Genomic DNA, 16378 nt, shown 5'->3' on the forward strand with positions numbered 1-16378 from the left:
GCGGCGTATGGGCCCCTGCGTTCGCAATGCGTTCGCAGGGGGCGACGGCGTGGTTATTCGATCTAGATCAATACAGCGGGAAGCGCTGCGGATAGCCGCCCATGTCCGACGGCGGGTTGAGCGGCTGGCGGTCGATCGGCCGGTTGAGGTTTTCGCGGCCGAACGACGGATATCCCAGATCCGGCGGGAAGGCGTAGTCCTGGAACTTGCGATCGCCCGGCAGCACTTCGGTGCCGGCATCGAGCCAGGAGCGCGTGGTGACGTAGACGCGGGTGCGCGGGCCCTGCTGGTACGACCGGTTGGGGCCGTTCGGGCCGTAATAGGGGCGGCCGTCGCGGTCGTATTGCTGCCTGGACTGGGCGTCGGCCGAGGTCGTGCCAATAGCGACGAGGGCGGCCGCGGCAAGCAACATCGCGAGCTTGCTCGCAGCAGGGAATTTTCGGGTCATTGCATCCTCGTCATTGTCCGCCCATGACGGGCCGGCGGATCGTCAAATCTGGTTGCGTGCATTGTAGCCGTGGCAAGACCGTCGTCGCTAGGTCAATTGCGCCACACCGAGCCGGAATAATGCGATGCGAAGCGAAAAAGTTTCATGAAAACAAGTGTCTTGGCCGCTTGTTGCCACAATCGTGAGGGGCGGCGGAATTTGACGCCACCAATGCGGGTTCTAGAGGGTGCCGCGCAGCCGCGGGTTATCGGCGTCCATCACCCAATCGGCAGACAGCGCCGGGGCGCCTGACGCCGCGCAATCGCTGCGCCTGACTTCGTGGCGGGCGAACAATTCCGTGAGTTTCGTGTCGTTGCCGGCCGAAAGCAGGATCAGGCGGCTCAGCATGCAGCCGATCGCGGCGCGGCGGGCCGGCACATCCTCGCCCAGGCATGACCAGCCCGAGAGACGGAATTTCGGCTCATCGATGCGTTTGAAGAATCGGAGGCATGCGCTGGCGGCCTCCGTGCCGCCGACCCGGCGAAACAGCGTCACGGCGCCGAACTTGCTGTCGATGATCCCGGCGGCCTCCAGCTCGCGCGGCCCTGCCGGGTCCATCCTTGCAGCAAGGTAGCCGGCCGCCGAGCCGACCTGATCGATCTCTTCGCCCGGACGATAGATTTCGAGTTCGGCGACCGGCATGCCGCCGAGCCCGCTCCAGCGGAACACGTCCTTGCGGCCCCCCTCGGGATGCCGAAAAACCTCGTAAGTCTCTATCTTGCCTGGAAAAATGAACTGGCTTACGGCGAACGCCGGAGCCATGTCCCCGGCCTGGCTCCAAGCCTTCGGCGCCGCCTCCATCGCGGTGATATCGGGCAAATGCTGCCATAGCGCGATACCGCCAATGGCCATCAGCGCCAGCGTCATCAGATAGGCGCAGAGCCGTGCCAGCGTGCCGTAGACCTCGTCCACGAAGCTTACCAGCGCCGGGTGAATTGTCGTCCTATGATGGGAATCGGCCGAATCGGCCGGAAACGAATGCATCAAACGCCCAAACGCCAACCGCCAAACGTTGTCATATCGGCGTTTCTCGCATAGAAGCGCTGCCTTCTCCCTTTCCGCTTGACGCGGCGGGGCGGCATTTTTCCTCGGAGAGTGAACGATGGGTTACAAAGTCGCTGTCGTCGGTGCGACCGGCAATGTCGGGCGCGAAATGCTCAACATTCTCGACGAGCGCAAATTCCCCGCCGACGAGGTCGTGGTGCTGGCCTCGCGCCGCAGCGTCGGCGTCGAAGTGTCCTATGGCGACCGCACCCTGAAGGTCAAAGCGCTCGAGCACTACGATTTCTCCGACGTCGACATCTGCCTGATGTCGGCAGGCGGTTCGGTGTCGAAGGAATGGTCGCCCAGGATCGGCGCCGCGGGTGCGGTCGTGATCGACAATTCGTCGGCCTGGCGGATGGACCCGGACGTGCCGCTGATCGTGCCGGAAGTGAACGCCGATGCGGCCGCGGGCTTTGCCAAGAAGAACATCATCGCCAACCCAAACTGCTCGACCGCGCAGCTCGTGGTGGCGCTGAAGCCGCTGCACGACAAGGCCACCATCAAGCGGGTCGTGGTCGCGACCTATCAATCGGTCTCCGGCGCCGGCAAGGATGCGATGGACGAACTGTTCTCGCAGACCAAGGCCGTCTACACCAATGACGAGCTGATCAACAAGAAATTCCCCAAGCGTATCGCCTTCAACGTCATCCCCGAGATCGACGTGTTCATGGAGGACGGCTACACCAAGGAAGAATGGAAGATGATGGCGGAGACCAAGAAGATTCTTGATCCCAAGATCAAGCTTTCCGCCACCTGCGTGCGGGTGCCGGTGTTCGTCGGCCATTCGGAGGCCGTCAATATCGAATTCGAGAATCCGATCACGGCCGATGAAGCGCGCAACATCCTGCGCAACGCGCCGGGTTGCCTCGTGATCGACAAGCACGAGCCCGGCGGCTACGTCACGCCCTACGAAGCGGCCGGCGAGGACGCCACCTATATCAGCCGCATCCGCGAGGATGCGACGGTGGAGAACGGCCTCGTACTGTGGTGCGTCTCCGACAATCTGCGCAAGGGCGCCGCCCTGAACGCGGTGCAGATCGCCGAATCCCTGATCAACCGCAAGCTGATCACCGCGAAGAAGAAGGCGGCTTAAGGGAGAATTCGTAGGGTGGGCAAAGCGCAGCGTGCCCACCATTTAGTTCCGTGATCGAGGACCGATGGTGGGCACGGCGCGTTGCGCCTTGCCCACCCTACGCGACTATTCGCCACCTCTCACGCTGCGAAACTCCTTCGCCTTCTGATCGAGCACGAACAGCGAACCCTCGGCGACGCCGAAATAGGCGCCGTGCAATTCCATCTCGCCGCGCTCGACGCGGGCGCGCACGAACGGGAACGTCATCAGATTTTCCAGTGAGCGGAAGATCGCGGCTTTCTCGATCCTGATCGTAAACTCCTGCATCGTCTCGCGCTCGCGCTGTTCGACCACCTCGCCCGGCTTGATGAACATCGCCATCCAGCGACCGATGAAATCGCCCGGCGACAGCGGGTCGATCTTGTCTATGAAGGCGCGAATGCCGCCGCACTGGGCATGGCCGAGCACGACGATGTGTTTGATGCGCAGCACGTTGACCGCATATTCCAGCGCCGCGGAGACGCCATGGGCGCCGCCGTCGGGCTGATAGACCGGCACCAGGTTGGCGACGTTGCGCACCACGAACAGCTCGCCGGGGCCGGCGTCGAAAATCACTTCCGGCGAGACGCGGGAATCGCAGCAGCCGATCACCATCACGGCGGGCGACTGGCCGCGCTCGGAGAGTTCCCGGTAGCGCGTCTGTTCGGTCGGCAGCCGTTGCGAGGTGAAAGCCCGATAGCCATCGAGCAGATGTTGCGGGAATGAGGTCATAGTGCCATGCCTAACCATAAGCCGATGACGGGAACAAGGCTTTCAGGCGTACGCACGAGATGATATCGCGAAGGTCTCGAGGTCATCCAAGGAAACCAGCCCATGATCCGTCCGCGCCGCAGCCTGTTGTTCATGCCGGGATCTAACGCGCGGGCGCTGGAAAAGGCGCGCAACCTGCCGGTCGACGGAATCATCCTCGACCTCGAGGATTCGGTGGCCCCGGACGCCAAGGTAATGGCCCGCGACCAGATCGCCAAAGCGATTGCGGCCGGCGGGTTCGGCAAGCGCGAGGTGCTGATCCGGGTCAACAGCCTCGATACGCCCTGGTGGGTCGAGGACGTCACCATGGCCGGCAAGGCGCGGCCCGACGGCATTCTGGTTCCCAAGATCTCCACCGTCGACGATCTCAACGCGATCGCCAATCGGCTCAGCGACATCAACGCGCCCACCTCGATCCGGGTCTGGGCCATGATCGAAACCGCGCGCGCGGTGCTGGACGCCGACAAGCTCGCCGCGGCATCGAGGGATTCCGAAACCAGGCTTGCGGGATTCGTGTTCGGGCCGAACGACATTTCGCGGGAAACGCGGATCCGCATGCAGCCGGGGCGCGCCACGATGATTCCGATGATCACGCACTGCATCCTGGCGACGCGTGCGCACGGGCTGGAAATTCTCGACGGGCCCTACAGCGACATCAGCAATATCGACGGTTTTGCGACCGAATGCGCGCAAGGCCGCGATCTCGGCTTCGACGGCAAGACGCTGATCCATCCGAGCCACATCGAGGCCTGCAACGCGATCTTCACGCCGCCGGCCGAGGAGGTCGAGCAGGCGCGCAAGATCATTGCGGCTTTCGAAAAGCCGGAAAACGCCTCGCGGGGGGCAATCCAGCTCGACGGGCGGATGGTGGAACGGCTGCACGCCGATATGGCGCGGCGCACGATTGCGATCGCGGATGCGATCGCGGCGATGGGGCATTGAAATCCTTGCTTGGCGTTTCTTCCCTTCTCCCCTTGTGGGAGAAGGTGGCGCGAAGCGCCGGATGAGGGGTTCCCTCCGCGGAGACAGACCCTCATCCGTCTCGCTGCCGCTGCGCGTCAGCGATCCACCTTCTCCCACAAGGGAGAAGGGAAGAGCGCGCCTGGCGCTTATCTGCCAAACCTCTCCGCCGCCCAGGCATAGAGGCTGCCGGGGATCGGCTTTTCACCGCCGCGGCCTTTGGGCGAGATGTGCAGGCCGATGATTTCGGGGTCGGCAAGCAGGCCTGAAAAACCCGAAGGCTCGAAGAACAGCTTTGGCTCGGCGTGCACCGCATAGAACGACTGCTTCGGCAGCGCGTGCTGCAATTCGTTGGCACGGCGCGCTAGCGCGGTGAGCGCGGCGGGGCCGTAGATCGCGACGCGGATGTCGGAGAGACGGCTCGATCGGCGACGTAACTGGCGCAGCATGAAGGTGAGGCGATGACGCAGCGCCAGCCAGTCCGGCGTCAGATCCTCCTGCTCCATCAGGCCTTCGAACGCCCGTACGATCGGATCGTTTGCCGGCAGGTACAACACCGAGTTGCCGAGCTGACGCCGGCGCTCCCACGCGAAGTAAGGCTTTGCGGGATCGATCTCGATCGGTTTGAGCAGCAGCACGTCGGCGTCGAGCCACAATCCCGCGTTTTCTGCCATCAGCCGCATGCGGAAGAAATCGCTGAACTGCAAAATGGTCCAGTCGCGCCAGCTTCCATCAGCCTCGGGCGGACGCAGCCGCTCGGAAAAGGAATGCGGCAGGATCGCTTCGGCCTCAGCATTGCCGACGCCGTCGGGCAGGCCGGGCAGTGGATCGAAACTGTAGACGGTGACCTTGTGGCCGGCGGTAACCTGCGACCTGAGGCAGGTCAGTCGCAGCCCGTCGAGGCGGCCGTGCCAGAAGGTGACGACGTCAGGCCGCATCCACGCCGCCTCCTTAACAAAAGAGCCCCGATTTTCACCGGGGCTCTCGTAGCACAATCAGGCCCAGGCGCGCTCTTTCTTAAGCTTGGCCTCGTAATCGTCGATCGACGATTTCTTTTCCATGGTGAGACCGATGTCGTCGAGGCCGTTCATCAGGCAGTGCTTGCGGAACGGATCGATCTCGAACTTCACCTTGCCGCCGTCGGGGCCGCGGATCTCCTGGTTGGGAAGATCGATGGTCAGCGTGGCATTCGCCCCGCGCTCGGCGTCGTCGAACAGTTTGTCGAGGTCGTCCTGCGAGACGCGGATCGGCAGAATGCCGTTCTTGAAACAGTTGTTGTAGAAGATGTCGCCGAATGAGGTCGAGATCACGCAGCGGATGCCGAAATCGAGCAGCGCCCACGGCGCGTGCTCGCGGCTCGAGCCGCAGCCGAAATTGTCGCCGGCGACCAGCACTTTGGCGTTGCGATAGGCCGGCTGGTTGAGGACGAAGTCCGGGTTTTCGCTGCCGTCATCATTGTAGCGCTGTTCCGAGAAAAGGCCCTTGCCGAGGCCGGTGCGCTTGATGGTCTTCAGATACTGCTTCGGAATGATCATGTCGGTGTCGACATTGATGATCTTCAAGGGCGCCGCGACACCCTCCAGTGTGGTGAACTTTTCCATCGATCGCACTTCCCGGTTGAAAAGGTGGGACGGGCCGGTGATTTATCGCGAATACGGCTCCGGCAAAAGGCCAAATTGCGCATAGGCCGCCTGTTTTGGCGCGAACCAGCCTAGTCTGCGGCGGCCTCGATCGCCTCCATATCGGCGTCCGATAACCCGAAATGGTGCCCGATTTCGTGGATCAGGACGTGGCGGACGATATGGCCCAGCGTTTCCTCATGCTCGGCCCAGTAGTCGAGGATCGGGCGGCGGTAGAGCCAAATCATGTTGGGAAGGCGGGCGATGTCCTGGTTGCTCTGCTGCGGCAGGCCGACGCCCTGGAACAGGCCGAGCAGGTCGAACTCGCTCTGCGCCTGCATCTCGTCCAGGACCTCGTCGGTCGGAAAATCGTCGACGCGGATGATCACGCCCTCGCACAGGGTACGAAATCCCTTGGGCAGGCGGTCGAACACCTCATGCGCCATGGCTTCCATTTCGGCGAGCGAGGGCGCTTTTGCTTCGGTCCACATCACGTCGTATTTAGCGTGTGTTATGCCCAGGCGCATACTAGTTTTGCGAGTTGATTTTGACGCGCCAATCGGTGACCGTACCGGGGGATCAGTTTTGGGTGGACTTCAATGAAGCGGATTGTGACGGTCGCCATATCGGCTGCCTTATTGGCTGCCTTGGCCGGGCTTTTGCTCCCTGACGTGGCGGCTGCGCAGGCGCAGACGGCGTCATCAGCGCTGCGAACCGCGCAGGCGCCGCAGCCGATCGTCACGGATGTTTCCGCCCAGCGCCGGCGCCCGCTGCGGCGCGTGCCGATCTATCGCAGCGAGCCGTGGGCTCCGAGTGTCTATCCGCGCTACAACCCTGGGCCGAACGCCGTGCGCGATTGCACCGCACATTACGTGCAGGAGTACCGGCCGAGCGGCACGGTGATCACCCCGCGCATGAACTGCTGGTGGCAGCCGGGCTAGATTCGTCCCCTCTCTATTTTTCTGTCGAGCATTTTTCTGACAGCCGCCGAGTAGGGCTCTGTGGACAAACGCTGTTGATGTTGCTGACGGCGGTCTGCGCAAACTGTGCGCGAGATCGCGGCAAGCAGCATCTGTTCATGTTCGTGGCGCATTCTTCATGTTCATGGCGCACTCATTCACACCGCATTCAAGTCGCTTGCTTCAGTCTGTGCACGTGTCGCGGCGATGCCGTTAGTTGATGCAAGCCATTCGGCGCAGACGTGCATCCGACGACCCGAGGAGACTGGATATGCAGGTAGTGAAGGTTTTTGGGCTTGCCGCCGTTGGTGCCTTGCTGGCGTTTGCCGCTCCGGCCGAGCGTGCCAATGCGCTGTCGCTCAGCAATCCCGGCGCCGCCGCGGCGGTTCAGGAGGATGCCAGGTTGGCGACGACGGAAGTGCATTGGCGACATCACGGCTACCATCGCGGCTACCATCACCATCATCATCGGTGGCATCGCTGGCACCACCACCATCATCGCCATCACCACCATCATCATCGTCACTGGCACCGCTGGTGATTGCGGCAGCTTGGTGCAGATGCCCACAGGCCCGCTTCATCGCGGGCCTGTTTCGATTTCAGCGGTCGCCTTGAAACTGGCGAGATTGCCGCCCGTAATCTCTGACATCAGCTTCAGCAAGAGGAGTCCATCATGAGGAGCTTGATCTCTGCAACCCTTGTCGTCGGCGCGCTCGCGGTCACCGGGCCGGCGGCTATTGATGGGGCCGCCGCGGCGCCGCAGGCGAAGGCGCAAAGCGCCGGCACATCCGGCGCCACCGATTTGAGCGCGCAACGGCGCTACTATCGTCACTATGGCTATTATCGTCCGTACTACCGTCCGTATTATCGCCCTTATTACTACCGGCCCTATTACGCGCGGCCTGTCTACTATCGGCCGTATCCTTACTACGCGCCCGCGCCGTTCACCTTCGGCATCGGGTTTGGGCCGTTCTGGTAGTAAGCGTGCACAACTTCTGTCAGCCGCAAGAATCGCTTCAACGCGCTTTCCTGCGCATTCATCGCTGAGGTCGGTGCATTCATGGCGCGTTCACGTGTCTGTCTCTAACGTCATGTTGGGAGCGATCGCAGAGGACGCGACGCGAGCCAGCCGCAGAGCAGCGCGCGTCGCCGGTTAGGGAGGATAAATCCATGAGAACATCCGATCCTGGACGCGGCCTAGTCCGCCGTCTGGGCGTTACGGCTGCGGCAGTATTCGCGCTCGCAGCGGCATCACAACAGCGCGCCGAGGCGCTTTCGCTAGCGACCCCCGGCACGGCGCCGTCAGCGAAATATGCAACCGACGGACTGACGACCGAGGTTCAACAGCGCGGCCCGATGATCGGCGGTGGCTTCCGCGGCGGCGGCGGTGGCGGTTTCGCCGGCGGCGGCTTTCGCGGTGGTGGCGGCGGCGGTTTCCATGGCGGTGGCTTCCGCGGCGGCGGAGCGGCCTTTCATGGCGGCGGCTTCCGCGGTGGCGGCGCGGCCTTTCACGGCGGCGGGTTCAGAGGCGGTGGGTTGGCGATCCACCGTGGCGGCTTTCGTCCGGCACCCGTCTTCCATGGCGGCGGACACCGCTTCGTACATCGTCACGCGTTTCATCGCCCACACTTCCACCATCGGCACTTCCACCACCGGCGTCACTTCCACAGCCGCTTCTACCTCGCGCCGGCCTACTACCCGGCCTACTACCCGGCCTACTATTATCCGCGCCGCTGCCGGGTGATCTTGACCTATTACGGGCCGCGCCGGATCTGTCGTCCGTGGTGGCGCCACCGCTATTATGCATACCGGTATTGGTAAGATCAGGCTTAAACGAAGCAGGCGCCCGGTTCGGCGCCTGTTTTTCGAGCGGGGATTGGACCCCAATCAGCGCAATGCCAATCCTAGCCCTTCCAAGGCTTTATCTTCCACGGAGTGAGCTTCTCCATCCGCCACTGCTGCCAGTGCTCCGGCGGCCAGTGACTGAGGCGCGAGGCCTCCTTGGTGGCGACAGGCTGCAGGTCGACGATGTGCGGCGTCGTGCGCCGCCGCACCTGCCGCGTCGCCTCGCTGATCATATCGACAAATGCAGGCTTGTCGGTCACGGCCAAAAGTCCCTCGCAAAGGCGCTTCGCAAGGGATCAGTGTGCGCTCTTGCCTGTTAACGGGCCGTTTCCGGAACGTCTCGCTATCTAGACAAAGGAAGCGTTATCGCCATTCTCTGACGTCAACGAAATGCCCAGCGATCGCCGCAGCCGCAGCCATCGCCGGCGACACCAGGTGGGTGCGGCCCTTGAAGCCCTGGCGGCCTTCGAAATTGCGGTTCGAGGTCGAGGCGCAGCGCTCTTCCGGCCTCAGCTTGTCGGGATTCATCGCAAGGCACATCGAGCAGCCCGGCTCGCGCCACTCGAAGCCGGCCTTGATGAAGATCTTGTCGAGGCCTTCGGCTTCCGCCTGCTCCTTCACGATGCCGGAACCCGGCACGATCATCGCATTGACGTTGGCGTTGACGGTCTTGCCTTCGGCGATCTTTGCCGCGGCGCGCAGATCCTCGATGCGGCCGTTGGTGCAGGAGCCGATGAAGACGCGATCGAGCTTGATGTCGGTGATCTTCGTTCCCGCCGTCAGGCCCATATACTTCAACGCACGGTGCTTTGAGAGCCGCTTGGCCTCGTCCTCAATCTTGTCGGGATCGGGCACGAAGCCCGAGATCGACACCACGTCCTCGGGCGAGGTGCCCCAGGTCACGATCGGCGGCAGTTTTGCCGCGTCCAGCCGGATCTCGTGATCGAAATGCGCGCCCTCATCGGAACGTAGCTTTTCCCAATAGCGCATTGCTGCGTCCCAATCGGCGCCCTTCGGCGACTTTGGACGTCCGTTGAGGAACTCGAACGCCTTTTCGTCCGGCGCAACCAGGCCGGCGCGGGCGCCGCCTTCGATCGACATGTTGCAGACCGTCATGCGGCCTTCCATCGTCAGCGCACGGATCGCATCGCCGGCATATTCCAGCACGTAGCCGGTGCCGCCCGCGGTACCGATCTCGCCGATGATCGCGAGGATGATGTCCTTGCCGGTGACGCCGTCGGGCAACTTGCCGTCGACCACCGCGCGCATATTCTTCGCCTTCTTCTGGATCAGCGTCTGCGTCGCCAGCACGTGTTCGACCTCCGAGGTGCCGATGCCGTGCGCCAGCGCGCCGAACGCGCCATGGGTGGAGGTGTGGCTGTCACCGCAGACGATGGTGGTGCCGGGCAGGGTAAAGCCTTGCTCGGGGCCGATCACGTGCACGATGCCCTGGCGCTTGTCGAACTCGTTGTAATATTCGATGCCGAATTCTTTCGCGTTCTCCGCCAGCGCCTTGATCTGCTCAGCACTCTCAGGGTCGGGATTGGGCTTTGTGCGATCGGTCGTCGGCACGTTGTGGTCGACGACGGCGAGCGTCTTCTCCGGCGCGCGAACCTTGCGCCCCGTCGCGCGCAGGCCTTCGAACGCCTGCGGCGAAGTCACTTCATGCACCAGATGGCGGTCGATATAGAGCAGACAGGTGCCGTCTTCGGCTTCGTGCACCAGATGGTCATTCCAGATCTTGTCGTACAGCGTGGTCGGTTTGGACATGAGCGTAAGCTCCAAAGGAAATTCTGCGTGAGCGGTTAAGCGCGAAAAGCGCAAGCAACAGACGTCGCAGCGTCAAGCTGCGCGCGTAAGCTCGGACGTGGCCGACGTCGTGAACCGCCCGAAGAAGCGGCCAGGCAGCCGCGAGCGGTCGTCGATGACGACGAGCTGAGCGGTGCCGAAGGCGGCGCTGGTGCGATCTAGAACCATTCTGAATTTCTAACACATGGCCCGTGGGCGTCACAATCAATCGATTGGCAGGGCTGATGCCTAGATAGGTACCAGGCAACAAAAAAGCGCGGGGCAAAACCCCGCGCTTTTGGTCACATCCCTTTCGGGAAAAGTTACTCGCCGACGGCGGCGGCGCGGTCCTGCTTCTCGACGATGCGGGCCGATTTGCCGCGCAGGCTGCGCAGGTAATACAGCTTGGCGCGGCGTACCTTGCCGCGGCGCACCACCTTGATCGAGTCGATCATCGGCGACATCACCGGGAACACGCGCTCCACGCCTTCGCCGTAGGAAATCTTGCGGACGGTGAAGCTCTCGTTGAGCCCGCCGCCGGAACGGCCGATGCAGACGCCTTCGTAGGCCTGCACACGGGTGCGCTCGCCTTCCACCACCTTGACGTTGACGATCACGGTATCGCCGGGGCCGAATTCGGGGATCGACTTGGTCGCCGACAGTTTTTCGAATTGCTCTTTTTCGAGCTGTTGAATGAGGTTCATTGAAATCTCCATCGGCGGCGCGCCCAGCCTTCCGGGGGCTGCGCAAACGTCCATCTATCCTGCGCGTGTGCGGATTTGGCGCTCGTATAAGGCATCGGGCCGCGCTTGTCACCCGTCTGTCGTGCTTTTTGTGCCTTTTTGGCCGCCCCTCGCCGCCCATAGATCCGGCCGCCGCGTCCGGGTCAGGGCCTCGGCTTCGGCCCTACGCCAGGCCGCCACCTTCGCATGATCGCCGGAGATGAGGATTTCGGGGATGCCGCGGCCCTCGAACTCCTGCGGCCGCGTAAACTGGGGGTATTCCAGTAATCCCTCGGAAAAGCTTTCGTCTACTCCCGAGGTCTGCTTGCCCATCACCCCCGGCAACAGCCGTACGCAGGCGTCGATCAGGGCCATCGCGGCGATTTCGCCTCCTGACAGTACGTAGTCACCGACCGAGACCTCTTCGAGGTTCCGCGCCTCGATCACCCGCTGATCGACCCCCTCGAACCGGCCGCAGACGATCAGGGGCCCGGATCCTGCGGCAAATTCGGCAACCATGGACTGGGTCAATGGCCGACCCCGTGGGCTCATCAGAAGGCGCGGCCGATCGGGAGAGATCTCCGCGGCGTCGATCGCCGCAGCCAGCACGTCGGCCCGCAGCACCATGCCGGGGCCGCCGCCGGCCGGGGTGTCGTCGACGCTCCGATGCTTGTCGGTGGCTGAAGCCCGGATATCGCGCGCCTCCAGCTCCCACAGGCCGGACGCCAGCGCCTTGCCCGCGAGGCTGACGCCGAGCGGCCCGGGAAACATCTCGGGGAAGAGGGTGAGAACGGTGGCGCGCCAGGTCATACAAAACCCATCACGTAAGCGTCGGGGCGTCGTCGCCTTCGATTTCCTGCGGCAGTTCGATCACCACGCGGCCATTGGCCAGATCGACCGTCGGCACGACTGCGTTGGTGAACGGCAGCAGCATAGTGGCGCCTTGCGGAGGCGCGATCTCGATAATGTCACCGGCCCCGAAATTGTGAATCGCGATGACGCGGCCGAGCGGCTCGCCCGCGGCATTGACGGCGGCAAGTCCGATCAGGTCGGCGTGGTAATATTCGCCCTCGTCGGTCTCAGGCAATTTGTCGCGGGCGACATAGAGTTCGAGGCCGTTGAGCCGCTCGGCGTCCTCGCGGGTGGCGATGCCCTTCAGCGTCGCCACCAGATGGTCTTTGGCCTCGCGGACATGCGTCACCTCGAACTGGCGCGCGCCGTCTTTGGTCGTCAGCGGGCCGTAGTGTTTCACGGCCAGCGGATCCTCGGTGAACGTCCACAGCTTCACGGCGCCGCGCACGCCATGCGCGGCGCCGATACGGGCGACGCAAATCGGCGTTTTCACCGTCGCGCGCCGCTAAGCCTTACGCCTTCGCGGCGGCTTCGGCGCGGGCCTTGCGCTCCTTGCGCGGCACGGCCTTTTCCGGGTTGTTGCGGGCGGCGCGCTTGACGACACCGGCCGCATCCAGGAAGCGCGTCACGCGATCCGACGGCTGCGCGCCCTTGGCGAGCCAGGACTTCACCTTGTCCATGTCGAGCTTCAGCCGCGATTCATTGTCCTTCGGCAGCAGCGGATTGAAATAGCCGAGACGCTCGATGAAGCGGCCGTCGCGGGGAAAGCGCGAATCGGCGACGACGACGTGATAGACCGGACGCTTTTTGGTGCCTGCGCGAGCGAGGCGGATAACGACTGACATTTAGTTCTCCTGTTAAATACGAAACTCAGTGATGTGAACGATATGAATCCCGTCATTGCGAGGGGGCTTGCCTCGCCCGTCATGCCCCGCGAAGGCGGGGCATCCAGTAATCGTAGGCATTAGCGATTGAACCGAGGTAGCGCGGCGTACTGGATCGTCCGCCTTCGCGGACGATGACGGCGCGTGTTGGCGAGAGATCATTTCTTCTTCCCCGGAAAGCCGCCGAGGCCCGGAAGCGTCGGCTTGCCGCTCAGCCCGGTAAGTCCCGGCAGATTCGGCAATCCCTGGCGCAGGCCGGTGGGAAGATCCTTCGGCAAATTCGGCAGGCCGCCTGGACCGGCACCGCCCTGCATCTTGTCCGCCAGCGCCTTCATCTCCTCCGGCGAGGGCGGCTTCATGCCGCCGCCAAAACCCATCGCCTGCGCGATGCCGGCGAGCGGGCCGCGCTTGCCCGAGCCCATCGCCTTCATCATGTCGGCCATGTTCCGGTGCATCTTCAGGAGCTTGTTGACCTGCTCGACATTCTGGCCGGCGCCGGCGGCGATACGCTTCTTGCGGCTGGCTTTCAAAATGTCCGGATTCTTGCGCTCAGCCCGCGTCATCGAATCGATGAGCGCGACCTGGCGCTTCAAAATCTTGTCGTCGATGCCGGCTGCCGCAATCTGGTTCTTCATCTTGGCAATGCCCGGCATCATGCCCATCAAGCCGCTGATGCCGCCCATGTTCGCCATCTGCAGCAACTGCTCGCGCATGTCGTTGAGGTCGAACTGGCCCTTGCGCATCCGCTCGGCGGTGCGCGCGGCCTTTTCGGCGTCGATATTCGCCGCCGCGCGTTCGACCAGCGACACCACGTCGCCCATGCCGAGGATGCGGCCGGCGATGCGGCTGGGGTGAAAATCTTCCAGCGCGTCGGTCTTTTCGCCGGTGCCGATCAGCTTGATCGGTTTTCCCGTGACCGCGCGCATCGACAGCGCGGCGCCGCCGCGGCCGTCGCCGTCAACGCGCGTCAGCACGATGCCGGTGAGGCCGACGCGCTGATCGAAGGCGCGCGCGAGGTTGACCGCGTCCTGGCCGGTCAGGGAGTCCGCGACCAGCAGCACTTCGTGCGGATTGGCCGTGGCTTTGATCTCGGCCGCCTCGCTCATCATCTCTTCATCGAGCGTGGTGCGGCCGGCGGTGTCGAGCAGCACCACGTCGAAGCCGCCGAGCTTGCCGGCTTCGAGTGCGCGTTTGGCAATTTGCGCCGGCTTTTGCCCCGTCACGATCGGCAGCGTCGGAATGTCGAGGTCGCGCCCCAGCACGGCCAGTTGCTCCATCGCCGCCGGGCGGTAGATGTCGAGCGAGGCCATCAGCACCTTGCGCTTGTCGCGCTGGGTCATGCGGCGGGCAAGTTTTGCGGTGGTGGTGGTCTTGCCGGAGCCCTGCAGGCCGACCATCATGATCGCGACCGGCGGCACCGCGTTGAGATCGATGGTCTGGCCATCAGCGCCAAGGGTGGCGACCAGCTCGTCATGGACGATCTTGACCACCATCTGGCCGGGCGTGACCGACTTGACGACGGTGGCGCCGACCGCCTGCTCGCGGACGCGGTCGATGAAGCTTCGGACCACCTCAAGCGCAACGTCGGCTTCCAGCAGCGCGCGACGCACCTCGCGCATCGCGGCGTCGACGTCGGCCTCCGACAGCGAACCGCGGCCCGTCAGCCGATCGAGTATCCCACCAAGCTTTTCCGACAGATTGTCGAACAATGCCGTTGTCCTGTTGCTGCCCTTGCGGGCGCCGCGCCGATCCATTTCACTACTGTCATCACCCGCGAAGGCGGGTGATCCAGTATTCCAGAGCAGCTCGTTTCGACCGAGAAGCTGCGGCGTACTGGATACCCCGCCTTCGCGGGGTATGACGACCTAGATATGTCCCGGCGCAAAACGCCAAAACGATATTCCAAACACTTTCGCGCCCGAGGGCGCATCGCGCTGTCGGGCGTTGGCCTCCGGTCTCATGGGCCGGGCGGCGGGTCGAAAAGAACGTCTTTCCGAGAAAGTGGGGGGGTTAAACGCCCGGAAGGGGCGAAAGTCAAGGAGAAACTAGACCAAACCGCCCGTGGGATGTAGCATAAGGCTTTGACGCAGCTTCCTTTTTTAGACATGAGGCCGATCGATGCGTCAGCTTCCTTTTTGCCGCAGTTCCAAGTTGAACCTGCACCCTCCATATAACGCCCATGTGCATCGTCGCCCGCGTTTACTGACCCGCCCCGTGCCAATTACCCGCCGCCGCCTTCTGGGATTCTTTGCCGGCGCCGCCGCGGCCGTCGGCGTGCCGTCTGTCTGGATCAGCAATATGAAAACCTATGAGGGTCCCGTCTCCGATCATTTCGACGGCATGCGCTTCTTCGATCCCGACGGCGCGCCACCAAAGTCACTGGCGGAGGTGCTGCGCTGGCAGTTCGGCACCGACCGCAAGCGCGCGAGCTGGCCGGATTGGGTGCCGAATGCCCAGAGCGATACGCCGCCGCCGCGCGTTTCCGGCGACAAGGTGCGGCTATCCTTTGTCGGCCATGTCTCCTGGCTGATCCAGACGCGGGATCTCAACATCCTCGTCGATCCCGTGTGGTCGCCGCGGGCCTCGCCAGTTTCGTGGGCCGGGCCGCACCGGCACAACGATCCCGGCATTGCATTCGACGCGCTGCCCAAGATCGACGTGGTGCTGGTCTCACACGGCCATTACGACCATCTCGACGTCGCGACGCTGTCAAAACTCGCAGAAAAGTTTTCGCCGCGCGTGATCACGCCGCTCGGCAACGACATCACCATGCGCGATGCGGACGCGTCGATCAAAGCCGAGGCGTTCGACTGGCAGGATCGCGTGGAGCTCGGCAATGGCATCGCGGTGACGCTGGTGCCGACGCGGCACTGGTCGGCGCGCGGCCTGTTCGACCGCAACAAGGCGCTGTGGGCGAGTTTTGTGCTGGAGACGCCGGCCGGCAAACTCTACATCGTTTGCGATTCCGGCTACGGCGAAGGGACGCATTTCCGCCGCGTGGCCGAGCAGCATGGCCCGCTGCGGCTGGCGATATTACCGATCGGCGCCTATGAGCCGCGCTGGTTCATGAAGGATCAGCACATGAATCCGGCTGATGCGGTGAAAGCGCTGGCCGATTGCGGCGCTAAGGAAGCGCTGGCGCATCATCACGGCACGTTCCAGCTCACCGATGAGGCGATCGACGCGCCGGTCAATGCATTGGCCGACGCGCTGAAGGAAGCGAAGATTCCACCGGAGCGGTTCGCAGCGCTGAAGCCGGGTCAGGTTTACGAGATCTAACCCGTCGTCCCTGCGAACGCACTAGGGCATGCACAGATCTGGTGCGGCGGATTGACT

General features: G+C 63.4%; 21 protein-coding genes. 6 read left to right on the plus strand and 15 right to left on the minus strand.

Annotated elements, in window-relative coordinates:
• Positions 1-67: 67 nt before the first annotated feature.
• Positions 68-448 carry a hypothetical protein gene (locus KJQ96_RS29370; protein ID WP_213289852.1) on the minus strand — a complete coding sequence of 127 codons (381 nt, stop codon included), beginning with the start codon at positions 446-448 and terminating at the stop codon, positions 68-70.
• A 219-nt stretch (positions 449-667) separates the two neighbouring features.
• Positions 668-1399: a hypothetical protein gene (locus tag KJQ96_RS29375; RefSeq protein ID WP_309142480.1), complete on the minus strand. Its 732-nt coding sequence runs from the start codon at positions 1397-1399 to the stop codon at positions 668-670.
• 190 nt (positions 1400-1589) lie between these two features.
• On the opposite strand from KJQ96_RS29375, the gene KJQ96_RS29380 reads away from it, so the two are divergent.
• On the plus strand, positions 1590-2624 hold the full coding sequence (locus KJQ96_RS29380; protein ID WP_213289854.1) for an aspartate-semialdehyde dehydrogenase: 1035 nt from the start codon (positions 1590-1592) through the stop codon (positions 2622-2624).
• Between the two features lie 105 nt (positions 2625-2729).
• Here the strand turns inward: KJQ96_RS29380 and KJQ96_RS29385 are convergent, their stop codons facing one another.
• A complete protein-coding gene (locus tag KJQ96_RS29385) occupies positions 2730-3374 on the minus strand; it encodes a carbonic anhydrase (RefSeq protein WP_213289855.1) in 645 nt (214 codons plus the stop codon).
• Between the two features lie 102 nt (positions 3375-3476).
• Between KJQ96_RS29385 and KJQ96_RS29390 the strand changes: the two genes are divergently transcribed.
• Entirely contained in the window at positions 3477-4355 is an 879-nt protein-coding gene (locus KJQ96_RS29390) for a CoA ester lyase (protein ID WP_213289856.1), read from the plus strand.
• A gap of 167 nt (positions 4356-4522) precedes the next feature.
• Here KJQ96_RS29390 and KJQ96_RS29395 read toward each other — a convergent pair whose 3' ends face one another.
• From KJQ96_RS29395 to KJQ96_RS29405, 3 genes are all read right to left on the minus strand, one after another.
• The gene (locus KJQ96_RS29395) at positions 4523-5311 is read right to left on the minus strand and encodes a capsular polysaccharide synthesis protein (RefSeq protein WP_213289857.1); all 789 of its coding nucleotides are present in this window, start codon (positions 5309-5311) and stop codon (positions 4523-4525) included.
• A 57-nt stretch (positions 5312-5368) separates the two neighbouring features.
• Positions 5369-5974 (minus strand): 3-isopropylmalate dehydratase small subunit, encoded by a 606-nt coding sequence (leuD, locus tag KJQ96_RS29400; RefSeq protein WP_213289858.1) that lies wholly within the window; start codon positions 5972-5974, stop codon positions 5369-5371.
• Between the two features lie 110 nt (positions 5975-6084).
• Positions 6085-6483: a metallopeptidase family protein gene (locus KJQ96_RS29405; protein WP_213289872.1), complete on the minus strand. Its 399-nt coding sequence runs from the start codon at positions 6481-6483 to the stop codon at positions 6085-6087.
• A 108-nt stretch (positions 6484-6591) separates the two neighbouring features.
• Between KJQ96_RS29405 and KJQ96_RS29410 the strand changes: the two genes are divergently transcribed.
• The 3 genes from KJQ96_RS29410 (at position 6592) to KJQ96_RS29420 (ending at position 7930) form a co-directional block, all read left to right on the plus strand.
• Complete coding sequence (locus KJQ96_RS29410) at positions 6592-6933, plus strand: hypothetical protein (RefSeq protein ID WP_213289859.1); 342 nt, start codon at positions 6592-6594, stop codon at positions 6931-6933.
• A gap of 289 nt (positions 6934-7222) precedes the next feature.
• Positions 7223-7492: a hypothetical protein gene (locus KJQ96_RS29415; protein ID WP_083754616.1), complete on the plus strand. Its 270-nt coding sequence runs from the start codon at positions 7223-7225 to the stop codon at positions 7490-7492.
• 132 nt (positions 7493-7624) lie between these two features.
• Positions 7625-7930 (plus strand): hypothetical protein, encoded by a 306-nt coding sequence (locus KJQ96_RS29420; protein WP_213289860.1) that lies wholly within the window; start codon positions 7625-7627, stop codon positions 7928-7930.
• 323 nt (positions 7931-8253) lie between these two features.
• On the opposite strand, the gene KJQ96_RS41810 is transcribed toward KJQ96_RS29420, so the two are convergent.
• From KJQ96_RS41810 to ffh, 9 genes are all read right to left on the minus strand, one after another.
• A complete protein-coding gene (locus KJQ96_RS41810) occupies positions 8254-8619 on the minus strand; it encodes a hypothetical protein (RefSeq protein WP_213289861.1) in 366 nt (121 codons plus the stop codon).
• 236 nt (positions 8620-8855) lie between these two features.
• Entirely contained in the window at positions 8856-9056 is a 201-nt protein-coding gene (locus tag KJQ96_RS29430) for a hypothetical protein (RefSeq protein WP_213289862.1), read from the minus strand.
• Positions 9057-9159: 103 nt separating this feature from the next.
• A complete protein-coding gene (leuC, locus tag KJQ96_RS29435) occupies positions 9160-10566 on the minus strand; it encodes a 3-isopropylmalate dehydratase large subunit (protein ID WP_213289863.1) in 1407 nt (468 codons plus the stop codon).
• 72 nt (positions 10567-10638) lie between these two features.
• On the minus strand, positions 10639-10773 hold the full coding sequence (locus KJQ96_RS41460; protein ID WP_256441681.1) for a hypothetical protein: 135 nt from the start codon (positions 10771-10773) through the stop codon (positions 10639-10641).
• A 134-nt stretch (positions 10774-10907) separates the two neighbouring features.
• Positions 10908-11288 (minus strand): 50S ribosomal protein L19, encoded by a 381-nt coding sequence (gene rplS / locus KJQ96_RS29440; protein ID WP_028348467.1) that lies wholly within the window; start codon positions 11286-11288, stop codon positions 10908-10910.
• Positions 11289-11396: 108 nt separating this feature from the next.
• Complete coding sequence (gene trmD / locus KJQ96_RS29445) at positions 11397-12116, minus strand: tRNA (guanosine(37)-N1)-methyltransferase TrmD (RefSeq protein WP_213289864.1); 720 nt, start codon at positions 12114-12116, stop codon at positions 11397-11399.
• Positions 12117-12126: 10 nt separating this feature from the next.
• Positions 12127-12651: a ribosome maturation factor RimM gene (gene rimM / locus KJQ96_RS29450; RefSeq protein ID WP_213289865.1), complete on the minus strand. Its 525-nt coding sequence runs from the start codon at positions 12649-12651 to the stop codon at positions 12127-12129.
• Between the two features lie 19 nt (positions 12652-12670).
• A complete protein-coding gene (gene rpsP, locus KJQ96_RS29455) occupies positions 12671-13003 on the minus strand; it encodes a 30S ribosomal protein S16 (protein ID WP_028348470.1) in 333 nt (110 codons plus the stop codon).
• A gap of 197 nt (positions 13004-13200) precedes the next feature.
• Positions 13201-14751 (minus strand): signal recognition particle protein, encoded by a 1551-nt coding sequence (gene ffh, locus KJQ96_RS29460; RefSeq protein WP_213289873.1) that lies wholly within the window; start codon positions 14749-14751, stop codon positions 13201-13203.
• A gap of 505 nt (positions 14752-15256) precedes the next feature.
• Here ffh and KJQ96_RS29465 point away from each other — a divergent pair.
• A complete protein-coding gene (locus KJQ96_RS29465; RefSeq protein WP_213289866.1) occupies positions 15257-16321 on the plus strand; it encodes an MBL fold metallo-hydrolase in 1065 nt (354 codons plus the stop codon).
• The last annotated feature ends 57 nt before the right edge of the window (positions 16322-16378 follow it).

It is taken from the genome of Bradyrhizobium sp. sGM-13, assembly GCF_018398875.1.
Taxonomy (GTDB): domain Bacteria; phylum Pseudomonadota; class Alphaproteobacteria; order Rhizobiales; family Xanthobacteraceae; genus Bradyrhizobium.